General features: G+C 41.9%; 5 protein-coding genes. All 5 read right to left on the reverse strand.

Going from position 1 to position 5,267, the window contains the following annotated elements:
• Nucleotides 1–23: 23 nt before the first annotated feature.
• Entirely contained in the window at nucleotides 24–758 is a 735-nt protein-coding gene (locus tag RDS42_RS12295; RefSeq protein ID WP_308783918.1) for a glycerophosphodiester phosphodiesterase, read from the reverse strand.
• Between the two features lie 82 nt (nucleotides 759–840).
• Entirely contained in the window at nucleotides 841–2,187 is a 1,347-nt protein-coding gene (locus tag RDS42_RS12300; RefSeq protein ID WP_173752724.1) for an ABC transporter substrate-binding protein, read from the reverse strand.
• A 32-nt stretch (nucleotides 2,188–2,219) separates the two neighbouring features.
• Complete coding sequence (locus tag RDS42_RS12305) at nucleotides 2,220–3,137, reverse strand: carbohydrate ABC transporter permease (protein WP_301910802.1); 918 nt, start codon at nucleotides 3,135–3,137, stop codon at nucleotides 2,220–2,222.
• Nucleotides 3,137–4,000 (reverse strand): carbohydrate ABC transporter permease, encoded by an 864-nt coding sequence (locus RDS42_RS12310; RefSeq protein ID WP_173752726.1) that lies wholly within the window; start codon nucleotides 3,998–4,000, stop codon nucleotides 3,137–3,139. Before RDS42_RS12310 ends, RDS42_RS12305 begins: the two co-directional genes overlap by 1 nt.
• On the reverse strand, nucleotides 4,000–5,148 hold the full coding sequence (locus RDS42_RS12315; RefSeq protein WP_308783919.1) for a sn-glycerol-3-phosphate ABC transporter ATP-binding protein UgpC: 1,149 nt from the start codon (nucleotides 5,146–5,148) through the stop codon (nucleotides 4,000–4,002). The genes RDS42_RS12310 and RDS42_RS12315 overlap by 1 nt, the downstream gene beginning before the upstream one ends.
• Nucleotides 5,149–5,267: the final 119 nt, after the last annotated feature.

Consider the following 5,267-nt stretch of genomic DNA (forward strand, 5'->3'; position numbering starts at 1 on the left):
CCTCCTTCTTTTATATAATCTTTTTATTTTCCTTGAATTCTGTTTCGAATTTCCAGTGCCCGATCTGGATAGTTGGTAATAATTGCATCCACGCCTGCGTGGAACAGCTTCTCCATATGCTCTGTTTCATTCACTGTCCACACACGGATTTTCAATCCACTTTCCTTATATTCTCTGAGAAAATCTGCCATTGCCATATGATAGATCGCCGGATGCAGACCTTTGATCCCGGTCTTTTTTGCATAATCTGCCACATTAAGAATCACGTCGCTGTACAGATAAGCAGTTTCCGCATCCGGCTTTAATTCTCTGATCTTCTGCATACTATAATGATTAAAGGAAGAATAAATGATCCTGTCCTCCATTCCCTGGTACTTTACCTCTTCTATTACCATACGTTCCAGATCCGGATACCAGAAAATCCCTGTTTTCAATTCAATATTCACCTTAATACCGCTTGGTTTTACCAGCTCCAGAACCTCTCTCAGAGTGGGAATCCTGCCCTTTCCCCCCTCAGGAGTACTAACCTGAAATCTTTTCAGTTCTTCCAGTGTATAGTCTTTTACCCAGCCTGTGCCATTACAGACTCTGTCAATATTTTCATCATGAATGATCACCATCTGTCCATCCCTGCTAAGCTGGACGTCCAGTTCAATTCCATCTGCTCCCTGTTCTACTGCCAGTGCAAAAGCCTCCAGGGTATTTTCTGACTTATAACCGCTTGCGCCTCTGTGGGCAAAAATTTCCGTAGTTTTCACTTTTCTGTCCTCCATAAAAATCTATCCGGGTGTATTTTACCACACCCGGATTTTGGAATAAAGCTGTACTGCACCATTGTTTTTATTCATTTACAAGATTATATTCTTCAATTGCTCCATTAATAGATTCTGTCATATTTTTCACTGCAGCGTCCACATCCTCATTTCCATTAAGAAGACTTTCAATTTCTGATTCCACGATTGCTCTGGCTTCCGGAAATACACTTAAAAGTGCTCCTGCATATTCCGGTGCAGAATCATGAAGCTGATCAATAGCAGTCTGGAACTGCGGATATTCCGCTACATTCTGTTTAAAGGTCTCTTCTTCCTGAGCTGCAACTGTTACCGGAAAATATCCAGTCTGTGCATTCCAGTAAGCCTGTGATTCAGGAGAGATCAGAAACTTGATAAATTCCCATGTTGCACGAAGCTTTTTCGGATCCTGGTTATCAAGAGCCCACAGAGAAGCGCCTCCAATAGATACACCACCCTCATCAGAAGAGGATACTTTCGGGAAATAAGCAGTACCAACCTCGAATTTACCGTTAACATCCTGCAGAATCTGTTTTAAAGATGCAGTAGATCCAAGAGTAATAGCAGATTTTCCTGCTGAAAAGTCTGCAAGACCTGCGTCTCCTCCTTTTCCTACAATCGGAGCAAAACCTTTGTCATTCAGATCTTTCCATACTGTAAGAATATTTTTTGCGGCTCCGTTTTCATCAAAGGCAACTGCTGTTGCAGCTTCTTTACGTCCGTTTCCGTTATTGGCATACTCCAGTCCCTGTTTACTGATCAGCTGCTCAAAAAACCATCCATAAATTCCCATGGACATAGCCTCTCCTGCTCCGCCATTGTCCAGAAGCTGCTGACCAATCTCACCGATTCCTTCCAGGCTGTCCGGAACCTCTGTAATTCCTGCTTTTTCAAACATGTCTTTATTATAATAGAGAATTGGAGTCGATGAATTAAACGGCATAGAATATAATTCATTATCAATGGTATAATATGCAGCAAGGTTTGGCTCGATCTGTGAAAGATCATAGCCGTCTCCGTCGATCATCTCCTGCATAGGCACGATCCATCCGGAATCGATCATGAATCTTGTACCAATCTCATAAACCTGAACCAGATCAGCTCCCATATTTCCAATCTGAGCGCTTTTCAGCTTATTGAGAGAATCGTCATACTCTCCCTGATACTGTGCGTCTACAGTAATTCCATATTCATTTTCCTCATTAAACTGTTTTACAAGAGTATCCAGAGCCTCTCCATTAACTCCTCCCATGGAATGCCAGAAGGAAATTGTTGTTCCATCTACCTCTGAGGCATCCGCCATCTCTGCTGTCGTATTTTCTGCTGCAAATACAGCTGATGAAGTTCCTGCGATCATGGATAATGCCAGCATTGACGCAATTACTTTTTTCTTCATGATTTTTCTCCTCTTCTTCGTGTGATTTTTATTTATCCTTTCACAGCTCCGGAGAACATTCCCCGGATCAGCTGTTTCTGGCCGATGATGAAAATAGAAATTGACGGGATAATGATCATTACCACGCCTGCAATCATCAGAGTGATGGACTGGGAATCCACACTGTCCAGCATGCTGATACCAATCTGAACCGTACGTCTTTCATTGGATCCTGTTACCAGAAGCGGCCACATATACATATTCCATGCATTGATAAAGGTATAGACCGCCATAGCTCCAATAGCAGATTTTGTCAGTGGAATCAGGATTTTTACGATAAAGCGCAGATTGCCACATCCATCCAGCTTTGCCGATTCATAAAGAGAAACCGGAAACGTCATATAAAACTGCCGGAACAGAAAGATTCCCATTGCAGATGTCAGATACGGAAGGATCAGTACCGGATAAGTATCAAGAATTCCCATTTTTCCTACAGTCAGGTAATTGGAAATAATCGTAGCCTCCCCGGGAACCATCATGGTTGCCATAACCAGCATAAAAAGAATTCCTTTTCCTTTGAATTCCAGGAAAGAGAAAGAAAAAGCCGCAAGCGAGCAGGAAATAATCTGTCCGATAGTAATACATCCTGCCATAATAAAGGAGTTCATAATAAATTTCAGAAGCGGTACATTTTTAAATGCATTGATAAAATTACTCCATGTAGGATGCTTTGGAAGAATATTCAATTCTGTTGTAAAAAGTTCGCTGGACGGCATAAATGCAATGCTTACTGCATAAAGCAATGGAAGCAGCACAACAAAAGCAAACAGAACATTCGCTGTCAGCCGAAGGGCTGTACGCCCTCTTCTTTTGGCAAGAGCCCTGGTATTCATTGTGTTCTTTATCTCCAGAAGCTCACTTCTGGAAATCTGTCCCTCCATGGGCAAAGCCATATTTTCTGCCTGACTCATCAGTATTTTACCCCTTTCTTTTCCATACGAAACATAATCAGTGTAATAACCATAACGATCAGAAACAGGATGACTGACTGGGCCGCTGCACTTCCGAAACGATAGTTAAAAAACGCATCTCTGTAAATAGAATAGACGATTACATTGGTGCTTTCATTTGGTCCGCCCTCTGTCAGGATCTTAATCTGTCCAAAGGACTGAAATGCCTGAATAATATTAACTACCAGTGTATAGAACATAATAGGAGAAAGTCCGGGCAGCGTAAGGCTGAAAAACTGCTGTATGCCGCTTGCGCCATCCACCGACGCTCTCTCGTAGATTGTTTCGTCAATATTTCCCAGTCCTGCGGAAAAATACAGAAAGTTAATTCCGCTGTTCAGCCACGCTGTAAGGATTGCCACACACCAAAGCGCAGTTTTAGGATCATTCAGCCAGTTAATATCAAGATTCAACAGTTTATTTACAATTCCCACTGCAGGATGGAGCATGATCTGAAAGATCATTGCCGCAGAACTGGAGGCAATCGCCATAGGAAGAGCATAGGCCGTGCTGAAAAACCTGATTCCCGGAAAAGCCTTATTGCAGAGAACTGCTGCCACAAGACCCAAAAACATACTCCCAATCACAACCACTGAAACAAATATCAGGGTAACCTTCAGGCTGTTATGGAAAGACGGGGAACTAAGAAGAGCTTTATAGTTTTCCAGGCCCACAAAAAGCTTTGCCTCACCCATTTTATTTGTTTTATACAGACTAAGGTAAATAGTCTTAAAAAATGGATAAAACAAAAATACTGCGAAAATCAACATACTTGGGACAAGATAAAAATATGGGTTGATTTTTGCCGCTGATTTTTTTCCCATTATTGCACCTCCTCCCTGTATAAAAGATTTTTTTCTGTTTCCGGATCAAAAATATGTATTTTTTCCATGTCGAAATAAAGTTTTATTTTCTCACCTGTCTGTGTCTTATTTTCCGGTTTCAGACGTACTGCATGAGTTTTATTCTGCTCATCAAAGTAAAGTATGGTTTCTGCACCGGTCATTTCCCGATTTACGACTATTTCTTCCATATTTTCTGTCTGGTCCATAATTCCCAGCTCTCTTGCACCGTCTTCATCATAAATATCCTCCGGACGGATTCCCAGGATTACCTGACGACCATTCGCAGTTATTCCCATACGTTTTGTCAACGGATCACTTAGATAAAACTTTTTACCCTGACCGGATTCTTCCATTACAAGAGCCACACGATTGTCTGCCTCTGCCTTGATCCTGCATCTGAAAAAGTTCATGGACGGCGAACCAAGAAAACCTGCAACAAACAGATTAATCGGGTTGTTGTAGATTTTTGCCGGAGCACCTACCTGCTGTATATATCCGGCTTTCATAACCACAATCTTTGTCCCCAGAGTCATTGCTTCCGTCTGATCATGAGTTACATAGATCATTGTTGTTCCAAGCTGTTCGTGAAGCTTCAGAAGTTCCACCCGCATCTGCGCTCTCAGTTTTGCATCCAGATTCGATAATGGTTCATCCATTAAAAAGGCCTTCGGTTTACGAATGATCGCACTTCCTATGGCAACCCTCTGCTTCTGCCCTCCGGAAAGAGCTGATGGACGACGGTCCAAAAGAGACTCGATCTCCAGAATTTCTGCCACATGATGAACTCTCTCGTGGATTTCCTTTTTGGGAACCTTTCTTATCTTCAGAGCATACGCCAGGTTTCCATAGACAGTCATATTTGGATAAAGAGCATAATTCTGGAATACCATAGCCATTCCCCGCTCTTTTGGTTCCAGATAATTACAAAGCTGTCCATCAATCCAGAGTTCACCGTCTGTAATCTCTTCAAGACCTGCGATCAATCTGAGTGTAGTTGATTTCCCGCATCCGGAAGGTCCTACAAATATGACAAATTCCTTATCATGAATATCCAGATTAAAGTCTTTTACTCCGTAATGCTCTGGATCAAATTGCCTGCTTACATTTCTCAATGCAATTTCCGACATTACATTCCCTCCTCTGCAGCTTTATGCCGCGCTGTTTTCAACCTTTTCCATTATGCCGGAAGAAAATATTTTGTTCTATCATGGGTTTTAAAAAGATTAGTAAAAAATAGATGCAGAAT

This window comes from uncultured Blautia sp., assembly GCF_902497045.1.
Lineage (GTDB): Bacteria > Bacillota > Clostridia > Lachnospirales > Lachnospiraceae > Blautia_A.